Raw genomic sequence first — 1,150 nt, 5'->3', positions numbered from 1 at the left:
ACGGGAATGCTGAAGGTTTGTGTCGCGGCGTTGGCGGCTTCGGAAACTCCAAGTAGAGCGAACATGCTTGCAGAGGCGAGGGTAAGGCGGGTGAATTTCAGGGACGCTTTCATATGTGCTCCGGTCATAAAGATAAAACAAAAGGTGCCTTGTCAAAACATGTCTCTGTCCTGATTTGAGTTTTTGATCAAAAACTTCGGCCAGAAAATGCTTATTCAAGATCACGTCCACAAACACAAAAGACCCTGTTCAATTATGTTTGAATTTTTTAAATGATACATTTTTAAAAAAAACTATTCGTATGAAAAAACAATATATATATATAACTTTCACGCCAGCCTGTTGCATAAACTTGATGCCTGTAGAGCGGGTGCTGGGACCATGCCTTGACCATCCCGCAGTAGTTGATCTGCTCGAGCGATACTCATCACCAACCAAGCTCGCCTCAGTCTCCGAGAAACAATTGGCAAACCGCCTTACCAAACTGGCTCCCCAACTAGGCAAGAATCTAGTTGCTGAAATCGTTCAGGCTCTCTCGGAACAAGCTATAGTGGTTCCGGGAACCAACGCCGCTATGATCGTATTGCCTCGTCTTGCGCGCCAACTCCCCGGGCTGGGGTGCCAACGTGAAGAGGCCTCACAGGAAGTAGCGGCTCGTACAAGCTCTCCCTTTTTACCAGGTCCTGAGCAGCATGCCCGGAGCCGGCGTCAGGACTGCGGCCAGACTCCTCACTGAAGTCGCCTGTAAAGTCTTCGCTTTGGCAGCTCACTTAGCCGCCTATGGCGGACTGGCGCCAGTCACCTGCGGATCCGGTTCGTCTATCCACGGCGAACATTCCTCTAGGCGGGGAAACAAGATCCTGAAACGAACACTCTTTCTCCCTGCTTTCGCTGCGTTACGCGACCCAATCTCTCTAACCTATTACGCGCGAAAAATTAATCAGGGGAAAAGACATAATCAGGCTCTCATCGCGCTCGCCCGTCGACGCTGTGACGTACTGTCCGCCATGCTTCGTGACGACTCATTTTATTGCCAATAATCGATCAAATTGCCATTGTTGAACACAAACAAACGGCTCTTCCGTTGCAAGGTGCGAACTTCAGTCATACCCTGCGCGAGGCCACGCAAAAAGCATTGATGGCAACTAGC

At 49.8% G+C, this 1,150-nt stretch carries 1 pseudogene; it reads left to right on the top strand.

What is annotated here, in order from left to right:
• Positions 1–361 precede the first annotated feature (361 nt).
• Positions 362–1,040: pseudogene (locus AC07RZ_RS24100) on the top strand (transposase); the annotation flags it as partial.
• Positions 1,041–1,150 lie beyond the last annotated feature (110 nt).

The sequence above is a fragment of the Collimonas sp. GW821-FHT07E08 genome (assembly GCF_059418905.1).
The sequence above is the reverse complement of the archived record's forward strand: the minus strand, read 5'-3'. Positions and strand labels throughout refer to the sequence as shown.